We start from the raw sequence: 15,797 nt of genomic DNA, 5'->3' as shown, positions 1-15,797 counted from the left end.
GGAAGATCGTTAAACAAAAGAACCTAACCACACAGAAGTATCGTCCCTCTTTCACTCGTTAATGGAAAGTTACAACTTAATTTCATACTCCATTCGTTTTGCTGTCTCTAAAGCTACATCTTTTCCGTGCAGTCGAGATATCAGGTGAAACGACATATTAATCCCTGCTGATATTCCTCCAGATGTTATAATTGATCCTTCATCGACAAATTTAACATCACGCTGGACTGATACTTTAGGAAATTCATGTTTTAATCTATCAATATCCATCCAATGCGTTGTCGCTTTTCTTCCATCAAGAATTCCTGCTTTTGCAAGAAGAAGCGCACCAGTACAGACTGAAGTCAGAAACTCTGTTCTTGATTGCTGGGCTTTAATCCATTCAATGATACTAGGATTGTTTATTTCAATCTGTTCAGCACCATACCCCCCAGGAATAATCACAATATCTAATGAAGGATGGTTAGCGAAACTAAAATCAGGAAAAACTTTCAAACCATTCCTTGCAGTAACTAAGTCTCCATTTTCAGATATTGTTTTAACAATAAACGGCTTTTCATTTGAATTAGGTAAAGTCGCTACAGAAAAAACTTCAAATGGTCCTGCAAAATCTAATACTTCTACATCGTTAAATAGTAAAATACCAACTGTACGCTGTTGCATTTTTTAAACCTCCTGAAAAAAATATTTGTAACAGTTATATATAAATATAGAATTATTAAAAATAGACTTGTCTTTAGCTAAATAATCGATATTTCCTTTTATGGGTCAGATGATCAAAATCGCAAGACTCAATTACCTTATTAATAGTGATAATTAAATATAAATTGATTTTGCTTTTATTTTAGGTGGTGGAAGCACACGATTATGTACAGCCATACCACTTCACCGAATTCTAATATTTCCTTCTATTATACAAGAATTGGGCCCGATAAACGAAAAGACGCGTCATTCGATAAACGCGCCCGATTTTTGAAGATCAAAAGGCTGTTGAAGCTAGATCTTACTTATTTAACTCTCGCACTCGTTGTTGAATAAGAAAAGGTTATTATTAATCAACACTATTCTAGGTATTTATAAATCAACTATTCACAAAGTTTTCTTTTCTCCTTTTATCCAATCCAAACGAAATAGATGCAGTTAATAACGCTAGTAATACTGTTAATCCCGCAATCCACCCTAAATTCAAGACAGATGTATATTCAATTACCACTCCTCCTAAGCCAGCGCCTAATGTCATACCAATATTCATTAGAGCAGTATTGAAACTTAAAACAATTTCTGATGACTGCGGTTTCAAAGAAATTAAATAAAATTGGTTTGCAGGAGTGGTTAACCATGCAGATGTTCCCCAGATCATAATGGCAAAAAGAATACCTATCGTTGATGTAGATATAGACGTGAATATCATTAAGATTATTGAGTGAACGATTAAACTGACAGAGATAGTGCGAACAGGTCCCCATCTATCAACGGCATATCCGCCGACACGTGAGCCTATGAAAGCAAACAAACCAAGCACTAAAAGAGCTGTACTAATATCTTCTATAGAGAAACCAGCTAAACTACTTAAAAGTGGTGCAATGTAAGTAAATACCATTGTATAGCCAAGAATCCAAAATACCGTTGTTAATAAACCGGTTATGATTTGTTTGTCTAGAATTAATAACAATTGCTGCTTTAAAGAAATCTGTTTATTTCCAGCTAATTTTGGAATGAACTTATTTAGAAGCACTAAATTGAACAGTGTAACGACAGCAATAAACAGAAAGATATAACGCCAATCCATATAAGCAGCAATTAATGTCCCAATCGGTACACCTAAGATTAAAGAAACGGTAAAACCGGTAATAACCGTTGCAATTGCACTACCCCGCTTTGTGGGCTGAGCAAGTTGTGCAGCATAATTGGTTGCCACAACAAAATACAAACCTCCACTCATTGCCAAGACAATGCGTGAAAACATAAGTATACCGAAATTAAAACTAAAAAACGCAATGATATTTCCAAAAACAAAAATAAGCATTGAATACATTAACACTTTTTTTCTTTCGTATTTTGCAGTCAGCATAACAAGCACTAGCGCACCTATTGCATGGGATAAAGCATATATGGTAACTAATTGCCCAGTCATTGAGATTGATACGCCTAAATCCTCTGAAATCATCTCTAAAATACCAGAAACAACAAATTCTGCGGTTCCAACTCCAAAGGCTCCTAAAGCTAGCAAATATATTGCAAAACGATTCATTTCTTTCTCCTTTTTCTCAATGTTATTGTAAGGCTCTTTTCTCAAAGATTGTTGCTTTTTAACATAAGCTCTGCAAGGCTCTGTCCATTAGCGTATGCTAGATGGTGTGGGGAACTGTCCCGCTTGCAGCTAGCGTTTGGTCGAGCCTCCTCAGCTTGGCCGAACGGGGTCTCGGCACGCCCAAAATCCGCCGGAGTCTGCGCAGTTCCCCTCACCATCTTTAAGAGAATTTTTGTGACAGAGCTTAAAGGTGTGCAAGAAAACAATGTAACTAGAAAAAATAATTCTTTTTTAATAAAAGGGAAATCAATCTGTACTCACCTTAAATAAGGTTGTTTGCTAAAATTCTTGTTTTTATTGATTTCTATTAAGGATACATGCTCAGATAGTTGATTGGAGCGGAAGGATGCTCGACTCCTGCGGGAATAGCTGGACAGGTGAGACCCCGGAGGCGGAGCCGAGGAGGCTCACCGCCAGCCCCGCGGAAAGCGAGCATCCTGTAGCGGAAATCAACTACTACTTTCTTCATTAAAATAGCAACAAACTTTACGAAAAGAGCCTATTGTAAAGAACTTTTTCATCATATCGATAATGTTCATTAGCAAGAAGTCCAAGGAAATGAATTTTCAATATACGATCTTAGAAAAAACAAAATAGTGAGCTAACAACTAAGGAAATACATAGACTAAAACAATCTTTAAAAGGTTTGGATGTCATTCAAACTCTTCTTCTGTTAAATCCATATTAACGGTCATAGCAATACGGCTCCCATCAGCTGCTGCAAAAACCACTTGAGATGGTTTTACATAGGAAGCATCTCCAGCAGAATACAAACCAGGTATTGAGGTTCTTCCTGATTCATCTGTTTTGATCCCACCCGACTTTGTCATTTCATACCCCAACTGCTCTCTGAACGGTGCGCTTTGAACAAATTGTGGCATGACAAAGCCTCCAGTTCTCGCAGTGCTAGTTCCATCTGTAAAGCGAATATGTTCCAATCTACCGTTTTGTCCGGTAAAGGCTAGAATGGGTTTCTCTATCATAGTAATCCCTTTTGATTGCAGTTGCTTTTTTTGCTCTTCCGATAAAAGTGTAAGACCATTTGTACAAACAACCAAATCTTTACTCCAATTGAAGAGCAGTTTCGCCATATGGAAGATAGATGGATTTTCAGAAACAACGAAAATCGGCTGATCCTGCAGTTCCCATCCATCACAATAAGGACAATTAAACAAACTTTTTCCATAGAACGAATAAAAGCCCTCGATGTGAGGAAAAATCTCTTTTACCCCTGTTGCCACAATTAATTTTTTTGTCCGAATACAAATTCCCGATATATCGACTACTTCATATCCCATAGCTGTTTTGTTGACTGAAACTATCTCAGTTTGTAGATGATTGACAGAAGGATAATTCAACAATTCTCTATAAGCAATACGACGGAATTCGGACGGTGTTATACCATCTCTTGTAATGAAACCGTGAGTGGCATGCGTCACAGCATTTCTAGGCTGATTATTATCAATCAATGCTACACTTCGTCTTGCTCTCCCGAGTACAAGGGCTGCATTCAACCCTGCAGGGCCTCCTCCAATAATCGCACATTCATAAATCATAAATTACACCACCTAAATAGATAATATAGATATATTATATCTGTAATTAAACAAAAGATTCCATTTTTAAAGAATTAAAGGTATATAGATTGATGGTGCTCTTAAGAGTGTAGAATAATTCATCATCCACCCCAAAATACATCAAAGATACATTAAATCTATTATTAAACGAAAATATTCATCTTTAAAGCAAACTAAAAAAATGACTTATGTTAAATTCCCATTTGCTTTTGAGCTATGTCCACTAAGTTAACTTCTTTTAAATGTTGCTTCATCTTTTCTTCTGCTTCTTTCATTTCGGCTTGAATTAAGCATTCATCTCCATGAACAAAATCACATTCAAATAAGGAAGCTGTACCTTCTATGGCGTGAATGATATCTAAAAATGTAATATCATCTTTTAGACGAGATAATCGATAACCTCCATGAGCTCCGGAAATTGATTCAATCATTCCTGCTTTTACGAGTTTGGTTAAAATTTTAGACAGATACGTTGTTGAAACACCTTGGGATTCTGCCAGTTTCTGGACACCTATAGGTTCAATCGAAGAAGCAGTAACGAGAGAAAGCATGGTGTGTAAAGCATAATTAGTCGCTTTTGAAAATTTCATGTTAACACCTCTATTATAGATTTATTATATCTACAATATCCTTAAATATATTTATCTGTCAAGACTACTGCTTCCTAAATAAGAATGCAGACGAAAAATTCTTCACCATTTTGACCCTATATTTAGTATAAATCTTAAATTGTATTGAAAACTTTCCTCACAAATCTGGCCCTTTCATAAAGAAAAAGAGCATTTCTTATTCTGGAACTTTCCAACTCTTTATTGCATCTAAAGACTCCTAATTCCCAACTCATTATCGCTTGCACTTTCTATGCCTAAGAATCCCTTCTGTTGAGAGGCTTAATCCACCATTTTTTCTGCCATTCCCCCATAGCCTCTATCCCCTTCCGTTCGCTTTGAAGGAAATATTAGGACATAATACGCCGGCTGGACGGTTCTTTTGCTTCCGAAGCAGTAGAACCGTCCCGATGATTCCCCCTATTCTAGAGACCTGGATTTAACAATCCGGTCACTAACAATTGCCACTACTATCCCGATAGCGATTGGTAATAAAGCAATTTCAGTGTTTGAGAGTGAAATTTTGAACACAAGGAAATCTATATTTCCTATAAAACCAATTACGTATAGCAATACCATCGTTCCAATTGCGGCAATTAACGGTTGCCAAAAGGATTTAGACACAACTCCACCTCAATTCAATGAATTCTCAACAACTGTCTTTCAACTAAATACCAATTATTTCAAAATATTCAAAATCACACAATCCTTTATTCATCACTTCAATGACACCAATTTCACACAACTAAGTGAAATTGAATTATTAAAATATTTATATCTCAACTAGAATCATAAAGCTATCGTCCTATTCAGTGGTCATCACTCCCGATTAATAGAGAATTAGACCTAATCCAGATAATGATATTTGTAGTATGATTGACTACACAATTACATTTATTAACAAAAGGGGATGGCAATAGTGTTAGGTTTCCTTCAATGTTCAGTAAAGTATGTGGTTGCGTGTTCACTGGTTCTTTCTGCTGGTGCTGCCGTAGGGGTGACGCAGACATTCGCAGCCGAGAATGACAGTACAAAGGTCATAGAAGATGGCGGCGGCCAAGGGGGAGTCACCTGGATGGAGTATTATCGGAGAACTTCAGGCAGCTATTCCATCATCATGTATCGAAGTGCAAACGGTGGGGATCAGTGGAAAGAAGTGACCTATAACAAGTACGGAAACATCGTTAAGGTTGTGTATGGAACATATTAAGGGGAAAAGGATGATGGATTTGGGATCTGTCATCCTTTTCTTTGATTAACGAAACGACTCAGCCATCTTAATCATATCCTTTTTGGACAAAGTGACGTCAGATCCCCCTGGAAAATATTCCATTTCGTATTTGATGGTATCCCCTTCAATCCATGTCAGGTGGCTGACCTTTGCCGGACCTTCAGACTCATAATAGCTACCTTTGGATTGACCGACTTTCACTTCATCCTGAGACAAGGTTAGATTGGTTTCTGCTTCAATGGATTGAAACGTCAGTTTGATCGTTTGTCTTTCCTTTCCCGTCAAGGTCACCAATTCTATTTTTCCTGAAGGATCCTCACCTGTTTCCGTCGTGACCTTCTCTACTTCAAATGGAGCCTTTGTGAGAAACTTGAATTCATCTCCGAGGGATTCGGGACGATCTTTGGCCTCGTATTGGTAAAAAGGTGCACTAGCATTATTTCCGTCAATGAGTCCCAATTGGGTCCCACCGAAATAAACGAATAAAGAAAGGCATGCCGCAACGAATAAAAAGGACATCAACGGAGCCAGGACTGGTTTATTATTGAAGGTGAACGATTTTGGCCGCTTAGAATGAATCTCGTTTAAAATATTTTCCCTCATTTTATTGGTAAATCCATGCCCTTTGAACGTTTCTTCTTTCATCAGACCACGCAAACGTTTAAGCTCATCCATTGTTATACACCTCGTTCCGTTTAATCGTTGAACCGAGTAGCGCTTTCCCTCTTGTCAACCGTGTCTTCACGGTATTGGTGTTCAAATCCATACAGGCCCCGATTTCAGATAGCTTCATTTCTTCAAAATAATATAGAAAGATGACCTCCCGATACTTGATGGGAAGGGACAACACGCTTTGGATCAGCTCTGAATTCTTTTCCTTCTCGATCACGGTTTGTTCCGGCGCGCCCATCTTTCCTTTGACCATGTCATTGATTTTATTCGTTATACTGACCATACGTGTATCCCACCGTCTTAAATAATCTTTGCAATGATTGACAGCCACGCTGATGATCCATGTTTTGAGAGAGGAATCCTCGCGAAAGGTACCCATCTTTTGATAAAACTTGATGAATATCTCTTGTGTCAGATCTTCAGCCAGGCTGTGCTCCTTCACATAGGAATAAACAATATAATAAACATCATTTCCGTATTCCGTCATGGCTTTCTCTAGTAGTCGATCTTTCTCGGATTTAGAAATAATTCCGGTTTTCAAACACTCACCTGCTTTGTATGTATCTTCACTAAATAAGACGTTTCTTATATAGAGAAAGTTTGGATTTTTTTACAATTTGTCAAAAAAACACGCCTGGCGAGACCTCTCGACAGGCGCAAACGCTGTTTACATATTCATACTTCTTCCCTCTTCATGCCCGACTGACTTCTTTAAGCTTGCGAGGCTTTTGGCAATCAAGAACTGCGCCGAGTAGTAGGTTGTCATGATCAGGACATCCGAATAAGGGATGGCTGAAACGAACATATTCCATGACAGGATGGAGTCCGAGATGACAAACAGGATGCTACCGGCAGTTGCCCATAGGTTTTCGGTCAGGATGGCGGTTAGTGCCATCAGGGAAATAACCAGCATATAGGCAATAACCGGGATCACGAGCCCATCATTTCCTTCAGTTTGGAGCGCGGTAATCAGTTGTCGGCCGATGATGAAGGAATACAACCCAATCGGCAGTAAGGCGGCGAGGTGCGTCATGTTTAGACGGGGCATTTTGATAAAGCCCATCAAATAGAAGACGTGTCCCACCAGGAAGGCTCCAAGCCCGGCAACAAATGACACGGCAATAAACCCATCGCCCAACATGCAGAAAAACAGGCCGATGATGATGAGGCGCATGGCCGGAACTGGTTTGAAGGGCAGCTGACGGAATGCGTAGAGAATGATGAGTAGCATCGGAATCAGCTTAAAGACGATTTTCAATGCTAATGGCTCTTGGGGAATGATGAATATGTAGATTGCGGCCATGATTCCAATCAGAGTTGGGAGGATCCATTTATTCAACATCGTTCACATCCTGTTTATGCAATTTTTTTAGTCCATTGACATATATATACTTGTTTTTGGGAGGGGATTCCTTCTATGGGCAGGATAAATATCTAGTTGAATCTTATTTTAGTATGTGAACCAGCTTCTCTTTTACAGGGAGATCTATAATCGTGCTGGTTTGGGCTATAATCGTGCTGGATTTGAAATAATCATTCCGGTTTCAGATTAATCATGCTGGGATCTGATTTATTAAGCCTCTTATTCACATATTGGTCCTCCGTGTCGAATTTTCTTGATGCCGACCCCTTTCTTATAAAAAATGAACGCAAAAACCATTCAAAAGATGCGTGGTCCTTGCGTCTTTCATTTGAATGAATTTGACTTTTTAATGATTTCTCCCCCTGTCCCTACACTGTAATGAGCAATCGAGTTGGTTACTGAGCCTTCCCTAGTGAGCCCATCCTTATAATTAAACGTTATTTCCCAGGCCTTTGAATCACTACTGAAATGGGTTTCTTTTGAAAGGAGTTCAACGTCATCCATACTGATTTTTTTAAAGCTTGATTCATTATGTTCCTCTACATCTTTTTCAAATTGTTCCATGGCAATGGCTTCAGCTTTCTCACTTTCAATGATTCCCGTTCCATCATCCGCACATCCTAACAATGAAAGCACTGTGATCAAGTTTACAAGAAGAATCATGATTCTTTTTAAATGAAACTTCCCATTCCCCTTAAACATTGGGACTTCCACCTGAATGGTGATTCGAATTCATGGCTTGTTGGGTATGCCGGGCGGACTTTTCGTATGCTTCATCCCTGGAATTTCGGGACGTATTCTTGATGCTATCTCCATAAAACTCCATCTTCCTGGAACCAATCCAAATTCTAATGCCAAAGTAAAGGACTAGAATTCCGACGAAAAGAAAAAAATACATCATTTGGTTTCCCCCTCACTACTCTTTATGTATGATTAATGTCAATTATTTCAAATGTTATAGTGTTGGGCAATACCTATTCACAAAAAGGGCAAAGGGGCTTGGCTGCATTTAAGGAGCACAGATGCAATTCCTTTGCATATCCCCTCAAACTTATCGATATTTTAAACTTTCCGATGGAAGAACCCTAAGATTGTCTGTTTTAGCTGGAAAATCGATATTACATGGGTGCTCAGGCCGGTCTTGGGGTTGAATCATGGAGTGAAGATAACCTTCGCTTACTAATCATGCCGGTTTCGAGGACATTCATGCCGGATTTGAAGTAATCATGCCGGTTTTAGAAAAATCGTGCCGGATTTCCATTAATCATGCCACTTTCGTTCATAATCATGCCAGGTTGTCGAATGTTCTTTATCTTGTCATTAAAAAAGACTCGTCTCATCGACGAATCTTTTACAGTATCATTTCAAAGGAATAAAATATTTCTCCATTTCCCTTTCAGAGATAATCATTCTTGTGGATAAGTCTTTCGTTCGTAAAACAAACTCCTTGATGCCAATATACTCAGATTCAGCAATTAAATAGAAATCTGCTCCCTTTTTGAACCCTCTGAAATCACTTTTTAATTGATAACTCTTCAGCATTGTCTCTAGTAACTCCTTGGTTCATTACTCACTGGCTCTTTTCCACCTGATATGACTTCGGATATATCGTCTCGATTTTTTTTATAAAATAATAATGTTTATATAAAGCGAGCCCAATTAAGATGATCCGAACGAACAGGATATCGACGAACACTACTGAGAGGAGAATAAAGAAATCAGCCGTCACGTTGATCCTGATCTTCTCTTTCCGGGTCATCCCCTTCTTTTGAAGGAAGGCCAGAACATATTTATCATATATAACTGTGCTCTTAAACCAACGATCAATCCGCTTGGAGCTTTTCGCAAAGCAATACGCGGCAAATAAGTAAAACGGGCCACCCGGCAGAACCGGAAGTACAGTGCCGGCAATCCCGAACACCAGGGATATCGAACCAAGCAGCATAAACAGGATGCTCTTTATCTTTTTCAGTGTCATGATTGATTTCCCCTACCATCGCTAGATTAATAGACATATTTCTACTTCCATCCATTGTACTATAACTATAACAGGAAGGTCCGGTTAGTGGATTAGGTGATTTATGTTAATTGTGTGGCGATTGACGGGTGGATGTGGAAAAGGTCTGACGCTATTACTATAAGAAAGTGACAATAGAATCTGTAGCTCTGTTTCAATCTTTCTCCTCCTCTTTCAAAAAAGGAAAATCTCAGACTATAAAAAAGCATGTATCTACGTTTATGTTATAATTATCCAATAACCGAGAGGAGACCCATCCATGTCCAATCATGTCCTGTTTAGCATTTTCCCGCTATTGACCCTTTTGTTTTACCTGGCCCCCATTGTATTCATCATCTGGTTCTTGATGAAATTCCTGAAGATCCAGCAAGAGAAGAACCGGATCCTGCAATGCATTTCTGACAAGCTGGATAAGAAGCTTCAGGATTAGTTATGGGCGTGAAAGACCGCCCCTTCTATTTAAGTTTCACACTATAAAACCTCATCGCTTTCGGAACCCCTTCGATCTCAAATACGCCATTCATGATTAAATGCCTTACTCGATACTCAAAATATCCGTCATCGATATATTGATCCACATGTCCCAGCACTTCACCTATAAGTCGCGCTGATTTCATGAACCCATGATTCTCCAGCTCTTTATGTAATTTTTCAGCTGTATGGATGATGTACTGATCATAATAATCTTCACGGACCCTTTTTATTTCGCCATTCTCCCATATTCTCAGAATTTCCTGTGTGGCAGACAGCTCTTGCCACTCTTCTTCGTATGCTAATCTTTGTTCTTTATTCAATGGAGCAGAGTTTTTTCCATACAGCATCCCTACTTTTTCTGGTGAAAGTTCTCCGGTGCGCAAGGTATGAGAATGGGTAGTATTCATGATAAATAAATCGTTTTGCTTTTCTTTTAATAGATACAGAACATACCGCATTGCAGTTTGTTCGTGAGCATTTCCCCCGGCCCAAATCGTAATGGGGATATGGTCAGGAATCGCCTCAATCTTCGAGATCGTTTCATTGAACCTTTCATGGTGTTCCGTTAGATCATCACCTTCAAACAGAATGTGATTATTGAGCCATTCATACCGGTGTCGAAGCCCCCGTTCTTCATGCAGTTTCCAAACCGGACCGATGGAGAACACATCTGAAAAAGAGAGCACCTTTACCTCTCTCTCGTCCCTTTCTTTTAACGCTATTTTCAAACTACCGGAAGTAGAATCTCCGAATAGGATATGGACGGCTCGATAGGTCTTTTCCGTCTCAGCCTGACTTCTTTTAAACTCCACAAAACCACGATAGGTGTTCTTCAAATCTTTCACCAGCTGGGCTTGCTCTGTCTCTTCCGCCATATTGATTCGTAATAGCATGTGGAATAGCAGGGATTTCACTTCGTCCTCCGTTGAATGCTCCACTAGTTTTTTTAATTGATCAATCAATTTATTTCACCGCCTTAACATAGAAAAATCTATCCATATTTTGTAATGATATCATAAAAAATCCAAAAGGAGCTCCACGTTAACCCAGATGTACCAATAAACCAAACCGTTAATGATCCTTTTTAAAAAAGCCCCCTCCCATTAAAGCCATCATCCAAATCCAAACTTTAGAATCACTGATAAATTTTATTGACAATGATAATCGTTCTCTGTATATTTAGTACTATAATGAGAATGATTATCAATATTAATTAGAAAGAAGGAAAACAACTTGAAAAAAATACTCATCCCGTTTCTGCTCTTGGCAATCTTTATTCTTCAGGCTTGTGGCAGCACCGAGACGGCAATGACTGAACAAAAGGAAGAGAATGCGAATCAGAAAACAGCATCAGAAACCATTACATATCAATCAGAAACCGGTCCTGTTGAGGTACCTGCGAATCCTACCCGTATTGTGGCGCTTTCGAACGCTCCAAACGTGCTTGCCTTGGAAGGAAAAATTGTCGGCGTCGATGAATGGACGAATATGAATCCCCTGTTTCAAGAGAAGCTGGAGGGAATTGAAGTAGTATCTGAAGAAAACATCGAGAAAATCGTTGAGCTGGATCCAGATCTTATCATAGTGGGTTCCCACTCGAAAAACATTGATAAAATGAGTGAAATCGCTCCTACGGTTGCCTACACGTGGGGGAAATTGGATTACTTGGAACAGCAAATCGAAATCGGTAAGCTCCTTAATAAAGAGCAGGAAGCCAAAGATTGGGTTGAAGATTTCACTACCCGTGCGGAAGAAGCAGGGAAAGAGATTAAAGGAAAAATCGGTGAGGATGCCACTGTATCGGTCTTTGAATACGATACGAAGTCAGCTTATGTATTTGGGAATAACTGGGCTCGCGGCACCGAATTATTATATCAAACAATGAAACTGGAAATGCCTGAAAAAGTGAAAGAAAATGCATTAGAACCAGGCTACTTTGCACTAAGTACAGAAGTCCTTCCGGAGTTTGCGGGAGATTATATCGTCCTTAGTAAAAACCAGGACGGTGACGGTTCATTTTTGGAAACTCAGACATGGAAGAACATCCCTGCCGTTCAAAACAATAGAGTCATAGAATTAGATACGAAAGCGATCACGTATAGTGATCCAATCACACTGGAATATCTTCTGGATGTGTTTAAAAAAGCATTTCTTGAAGAGCTGAACTAATCTTACAACATATGAAAACCGCATGGATTGATTGTTGGAGTCCATGCGGTTTTTTTATTTCCCTTGTTTAGTCAATCATGACGAAAATGGCCATGGTACCTATCCCCTTGGTCGAAACAAGCACCACTACCTACAACGGCAGCCGAATCACAAACTTCGTCCCCTTCCCTTTCTCACTAAAAACATCAATCGTCCCCTCATGCATGAGCACCAATTGCTTCACGATGGAGAGTCCGATACCGAATTCACCGTAGGGATTATTCGTCCTGGACAGGTCCGCTTTATAAAACCTGCGCCAAATCGATTGGATTTCTTCGGGATCCATACCTATTCCGGTGTCTTCGATTTCTATGAAGGTTTCTGTCCCGGAAGAGGAGCCCCTTAACGTGATCGTTCCTCCAGAGGTGAATTGAATGCTGTTTTTCGTGATGTTGATCAGAATTTGGATGAGCCTATCATAATCCGCATGTACCGTGGCTCCGGAATCTGCAACCACCCTAATTTCGTTCCCCTTTTCTTCAGCCTGCAAGTCGAGCTGTTCCTTGATGACTTCGAAGATATCCAGTAAAGGTAAGGTTACTTTCGTGATCGCTACCTGGTTGGAACGGATTTTTTCGTAGTCCAAGTTTTCATTCACCAATCTGATCAACCGTCTCGTTTCCTCGCTTACGAGACCGAAGCTCTTCTCTTTCTGTTCTTCGGGGATCATGTCGTTCCTGATTCCTTCGATGACACCGCGAATCGTGGTCAGCGGTGTTCTCAGTTCGTGTGATACATCCGCCATGAATTGCCTTCTCCGGTTCTCCAGGCTGTCGATTTCCTCTTTGGATGCCCGGAGTTTCGTGACCATTTCATTAAAGTCTTCGGCAAGATCGCCGATTTCATCGAAGTTGGAGCTTGGGACGTGAACATCGTAATAACCGGATGACACACGGGAAGTGGCATCCCTGATCCGCTGAATCCTTTTCACATGGAGCTTTGATAAGAACAAGCTGATCAAGAGTGAAATCGCCAGTGACAGGAGCACGATATATAGAAGATATTTATTGATCTCACTCAGCATTTCCCTCGAGCCGCTGATCGGGGCAATCAGGATCAATCCGCCAGCCAGCTGATCATTGATGATCCGGGGCATGATGACGAGTGATACAGCCTGGTCAAACCGGCCGAAATCTTTTTTCAGGGGGACGGTTTCACCGCGTTCGATTTTTTGCCACTCTTCTTTGGAGAGCTCAATCCGCGGGTACACCCCTCCCCTTGAGAATGATACCTCCCCCTGGCGATTGAACGTGATCACATCGATGTTCCGGGCATGAAGCAAGCTGCTGTACTCCTCCAGATAGAGAGGTCTTCTCGGGCTTGGTCTTTCAAGGTCTGATAAAATTTTCTCCCCATATGACCTGAGTTCCGTGACCTTATTTTCGTAGACAAGATTCTCGACATACTGGGAAAACAGGAGACCGAGTATCATGAAGGCGATGATGAGTACGCTTGTATGACTGAGAAGCAGCTGATAAAGATACCTAAATTTCATCCCCGGCCGCCGTCTCATCGAATTTATATCCTACTCCCCAGACCGTATGTAGATACGGCTTTTCCTTGCTGCCGATTTTGTTGCGTAGCCGCTTGATATGCACATCGACCGTCCGCTCATCCCCGTAGAAATCATATCCCCATACCCGCTCGAGAAGCTGCTCCCTCGAGAACACTTGACGCGGATGTCGTGATAGGTAATAGAGCAATTCAAATTCTTTCGGTGTCAGATTCGTAAGGGGAACGCCTTTCAGAATGACTTCACGGGTTTCCTTACTGATTTGAAAGTCTGTCGTCGAAACATCCTGAGTTCCTGCCCCACTGTTTTTCTCCCCTTGATACCGCCGCGTAACAGCCCGTATCCTTGCCATCAGGGCAAGGGGCGAGAAGGGCTTTGTTACATAATCGTCGGCTCCGAGTTCGAGCCCGAGCACTTGATCCGATTCACTGTCTTTCGCCGTCAGCATGATGACCGGGACCTTGGACCCATCCTCCCTGATCTTTCTGCATATGGTGACGCCATCCATCCCCGGCAGCATCCAGTCCAGGATGACCAGATCCCACTCACCTTCCTTATAACGCCGGTACCCATCAGCCCCGTCGTGGACAAATTCTCCTTGAATCCCTTCTTTTATAAAAAACATCTCAAGCATCGACGTGACACTCTTATTGTCTTCTACTACCAGCACGTTCATCAACATCGCTCCTTTCCCGACTTCTTTCTAGAACCATGGGGACAGGTACCGTGGCTCCTATCCAAGACTGTGCCAAGGTACCTGTCCCCATGGCTCCCTATCTAAAGTATAGCCGTTTTGACTGATTCATTCTATTGTTTCCTCCTAACGAAAAACCCCCGCTCACTTGGCGGGGATTCCAATCCTTATAATGTGTCACTTGGAGATTCGGCTGCCGGTTCCTCACTCTGTTCTGTCTCAGGCGCAGATCCATGAGGACCTTTTCCATGGCCTGGACCACCATGATGGCCCTTACCGCCCTTGTGGAAAAAGAAACCCTTTTCTTTATTGAAAGGGAAGAAATCCAATTTCTTCGCTTCGTCGGCATGATTGGTCATGATCTCTTCCATCAGTTGCTTCGACGTTTTGCCTTCTGTTTCAACTCCCAGTTCTTTAGCAGCTTTTAGAATAGACGCTTCGAATATCTCTTCTTTCAATTCATGATGCTCTTTTCCTTCTGTTTCAATTCCAAGATCTTTTGCCTGCTTCAGAAGTGCTGCTTCCCTGACTTCATCTGCAAGTTCATCCAGATCCTTGCCTTCAGTTTCCACTCCAAGTTCTTTAGCTTTTTGTTTAACTAGTGCTTCCCTTACCGCTTTAGAGAGCTCTTCCTGGTCTTTTCCATCAGTGGAAATGCCCAGCTCTTTCGCTTTTTCGTTCAGTTCCGCTTGCCGGATTTCTTCCATGACGGCACGGTGATCTTTTCCTTCGGTTTCAATGCCCCATTCTTTTGCTCTTTTTTCGAGTTCAGCACCCATGATCTCTTTGGCAAGTTCTCGTGTATCCTTATCGGTGCTGTCGATTCCAAGTTCTTCTGCTTTTTCCTTCAACTGTTCCTCATTCAGATGGAACTTCCCATGCCCACCGCCACGATGTCCGCCAAACTCCGACTTTCCGCTTACAACCGCCGATTCGTTCGTCTTCGCCGTATCCTCCTCGGCAGCAAAGGCTGGAATAGCCCCGAGGATCCCGATAGATAAGGCACCTGTCAGTACATACGTTAGTGTTTTCTTATTCATTTTTATTTCCTCCTTTATTGGTTTTGCAGGGATCGAACCCATCTATGTAGCTGACGATGAAGTCAAGATTCAATCCCATGCCCTGTCAT

Annotated in this window: 18 protein-coding genes and 1 pseudogene; 3 read left to right on the top strand and 16 right to left on the bottom strand. The window is 40.9% G+C overall.

The features are described 5' to 3' along the window. Nucleotides 1-69: 69 nt before the first annotated feature. The 5 genes and pseudogenes from ACYH0O_RS05390 to ACYH0O_RS05370 form a co-directional block, all read right to left on the bottom strand. Nucleotides 70-663, bottom strand: coding sequence for a DJ-1/PfpI family protein (locus tag ACYH0O_RS05390; RefSeq protein ID WP_482631490.1), 594 nt, complete (start codon nucleotides 661-663; stop codon nucleotides 70-72). 418 nt (nucleotides 664-1,081) lie between these two features. After that, nucleotides 1,082-2,251 (bottom strand): MFS transporter, encoded by a 1,170-nt coding sequence (locus tag ACYH0O_RS05385; protein WP_482631489.1) that lies wholly within the window; start codon nucleotides 2,249-2,251, stop codon nucleotides 1,082-1,084. Nucleotides 2,252-2,964: 713 nt separating this feature from the next. Further along, complete coding sequence (locus ACYH0O_RS05380; protein ID WP_482631488.1) at nucleotides 2,965-3,867, bottom strand: NAD(P)/FAD-dependent oxidoreductase; 903 nt, start codon at nucleotides 3,865-3,867, stop codon at nucleotides 2,965-2,967. Between the two features lie 212 nt (nucleotides 3,868-4,079). Beyond that, a complete protein-coding gene (locus tag ACYH0O_RS05375) occupies nucleotides 4,080-4,478 on the bottom strand; it encodes an Rrf2 family transcriptional regulator (protein WP_482631487.1) in 399 nt (132 codons plus the stop codon). Nucleotides 4,479-4,718: 240 nt separating this feature from the next. Continuing rightward, nucleotides 4,719-4,847, bottom strand: a pseudogene (locus tag ACYH0O_RS05370) (antibiotic biosynthesis monooxygenase); the annotation flags it as partial. A gap of 568 nt (nucleotides 4,848-5,415) precedes the next feature. On the opposite strand from ACYH0O_RS05370, the gene ACYH0O_RS05365 reads away from it, so the two are divergent. Next, on the top strand, nucleotides 5,416-5,706 hold the full coding sequence (locus ACYH0O_RS05365; protein WP_482631486.1) for a hypothetical protein: 291 nt from the start codon (nucleotides 5,416-5,418) through the stop codon (nucleotides 5,704-5,706). Between the two features lie 45 nt (nucleotides 5,707-5,751). Here the strand turns inward: ACYH0O_RS05365 and ACYH0O_RS05360 are convergent, their stop codons facing one another. From ACYH0O_RS05360 to ACYH0O_RS05330, 7 genes are all read right to left on the bottom strand, one after another. Beyond that, the gene (locus ACYH0O_RS05360) at nucleotides 5,752-6,402 is read right to left on the bottom strand and encodes a hypothetical protein (RefSeq protein ID WP_482631485.1); all 651 of its coding nucleotides are present in this window, start codon (nucleotides 6,400-6,402) and stop codon (nucleotides 5,752-5,754) included. Beyond that, entirely contained in the window at nucleotides 6,395-6,940 is a 546-nt protein-coding gene (locus ACYH0O_RS05355) for a sigma-70 family RNA polymerase sigma factor (RefSeq protein ID WP_482631484.1), read from the bottom strand. Before ACYH0O_RS05355 ends, ACYH0O_RS05360 begins: the two co-directional genes overlap by 8 nt. 126 nt (nucleotides 6,941-7,066) lie before the next feature. Then, nucleotides 7,067-7,741 (bottom strand): lysoplasmalogenase, encoded by a 675-nt coding sequence (locus tag ACYH0O_RS05350; protein WP_482631483.1) that lies wholly within the window; start codon nucleotides 7,739-7,741, stop codon nucleotides 7,067-7,069. 345 nt (nucleotides 7,742-8,086) lie between these two features. After that, nucleotides 8,087-8,464: a hypothetical protein gene (locus ACYH0O_RS05345; protein WP_482631482.1), complete on the bottom strand. Its 378-nt coding sequence runs from the start codon at nucleotides 8,462-8,464 to the stop codon at nucleotides 8,087-8,089. Then, nucleotides 8,457-8,663, bottom strand: coding sequence for a hypothetical protein (locus tag ACYH0O_RS05340; protein WP_482631481.1), 207 nt, complete (start codon nucleotides 8,661-8,663; stop codon nucleotides 8,457-8,459). The genes ACYH0O_RS05345 and ACYH0O_RS05340 overlap by 8 nt, the downstream gene beginning before the upstream one ends. A gap of 458 nt (nucleotides 8,664-9,121) precedes the next feature. Further along, nucleotides 9,122-9,304 (bottom strand): hypothetical protein, encoded by a 183-nt coding sequence (locus ACYH0O_RS05335; protein WP_262481860.1) that lies wholly within the window; start codon nucleotides 9,302-9,304, stop codon nucleotides 9,122-9,124. Nucleotides 9,305-9,332: 28 nt separating this feature from the next. Further along, nucleotides 9,333-9,740, bottom strand: a complete 408-nt coding sequence (locus ACYH0O_RS05330) for a YbaN family protein (protein WP_482631480.1) — start codon at nucleotides 9,738-9,740, stop codon at nucleotides 9,333-9,335. A gap of 298 nt (nucleotides 9,741-10,038) precedes the next feature. Here ACYH0O_RS05330 and ACYH0O_RS05325 point away from each other — a divergent pair, with 298 nt between their 5' ends. Continuing rightward, on the top strand, nucleotides 10,039-10,209 hold the full coding sequence (locus ACYH0O_RS05325; RefSeq protein ID WP_482631479.1) for a hypothetical protein: 171 nt from the start codon (nucleotides 10,039-10,041) through the stop codon (nucleotides 10,207-10,209). A 25-nt stretch (nucleotides 10,210-10,234) separates the two neighbouring features. Here the strand turns inward: ACYH0O_RS05325 and ACYH0O_RS05320 are convergent, their stop codons facing one another. Continuing rightward, nucleotides 10,235-11,215: a DUF1835 domain-containing protein gene (locus tag ACYH0O_RS05320; protein WP_482631478.1), complete on the bottom strand. Its 981-nt coding sequence runs from the start codon at nucleotides 11,213-11,215 to the stop codon at nucleotides 10,235-10,237. A 271-nt stretch (nucleotides 11,216-11,486) separates the two neighbouring features. Between ACYH0O_RS05320 and ACYH0O_RS05315 the strand changes: the two genes are divergently transcribed. After that, nucleotides 11,487-12,422 carry an iron-hydroxamate ABC transporter substrate-binding protein gene (locus ACYH0O_RS05315; RefSeq protein WP_482631477.1) on the top strand — a complete coding sequence of 312 codons (936 nt, stop codon included), beginning with the start codon at nucleotides 11,487-11,489 and terminating at the stop codon, nucleotides 12,420-12,422. 130 nt (nucleotides 12,423-12,552) lie between these two features. Here the strand turns inward: ACYH0O_RS05315 and ACYH0O_RS05310 are convergent, their stop codons facing one another. The 3 genes from ACYH0O_RS05310 to ACYH0O_RS05300 all read right to left on the bottom strand — a co-directional run bounded on the left by ACYH0O_RS05310 (nucleotide 12,553) and on the right by ACYH0O_RS05300 (nucleotide 15,708). Next, nucleotides 12,553-13,956 (bottom strand): sensor histidine kinase, encoded by a 1,404-nt coding sequence (locus tag ACYH0O_RS05310; RefSeq protein WP_482631476.1) that lies wholly within the window; start codon nucleotides 13,954-13,956, stop codon nucleotides 12,553-12,555. Further along, nucleotides 13,946-14,650 carry a winged helix-turn-helix domain-containing protein gene (locus ACYH0O_RS05305; RefSeq protein ID WP_482631475.1) on the bottom strand — a complete coding sequence of 235 codons (705 nt, stop codon included), beginning with the start codon at nucleotides 14,648-14,650 and terminating at the stop codon, nucleotides 13,946-13,948. Before ACYH0O_RS05305 ends, ACYH0O_RS05310 begins: the two co-directional genes overlap by 11 nt. Before the next feature lie 185 nt (nucleotides 14,651-14,835). Then, nucleotides 14,836-15,708 (bottom strand): hypothetical protein, encoded by an 873-nt coding sequence (locus ACYH0O_RS05300; protein ID WP_482631474.1) that lies wholly within the window; start codon nucleotides 15,706-15,708, stop codon nucleotides 14,836-14,838. Between the last annotated feature and the right edge of the window lie 89 nt (nucleotides 15,709-15,797).

It is taken from the genome of Rossellomorea sp. H136 (assembly GCF_056838065.1).
The sequence above is the reverse complement of the archived record's forward strand: the minus strand, read 5'-3'. Positions and strand labels throughout refer to the sequence as shown.